Source organism: Mesorhizobium sp. M8A.F.Ca.ET.218.01.1.1 (assembly GCF_004791165.1).
Classification (GTDB): Bacteria; Pseudomonadota; Alphaproteobacteria; order Rhizobiales; family Rhizobiaceae; genus Mesorhizobium.
Genome location: NZ_SRUZ01000067.1, coordinates 1 through 384 on the forward strand (window position 1 = coordinate 1; position 384 = coordinate 384).

Annotated in this window: 1 protein-coding gene; it reads right to left on the reverse strand. The window is 64.8% G+C overall.

What is annotated here, in order from left to right; genetic code table 11:
• The coding region (locus EN861_RS35700; protein WP_189343817.1) for a hypothetical protein at nucleotides 1-384 on the reverse strand (384 nt) is incomplete at both ends.

Consider the following 384-nt stretch of genomic DNA (forward strand, 5'->3'; position numbering starts at 1 on the left):
GTCGTTGCCCCAGAACCCGTCACGCCGCTCACCGCGGCGCCGTCGGCACCCTTGGTGTCGGCGCCGGCCGCATTGCCGTCGCTGCCGACGCCGGTAATCACGTTGCCGCTCGCCGTGCCGCCTTCCGTGACACTGTCCGTGTCGGCAACCGCCGTCGGCACGTCATCTGTAACATTGACCTGAACCGTCGCGCTCGCCTGGTCTCCGTCCGAATCGGTAGCGACCACATTGATGCCGGTCAGGTTGATGACATTCTGTCCACCCGCGTCGGGATGCGGGAAATTGTCGAGCAGCGTCACATTGACTGTCGCCGAGCCGTTGGTGCCAGCCAGGATTGGCAGCGACGATGCGACCAGGTCGATATGGATGGCGTCGATGCCGTTG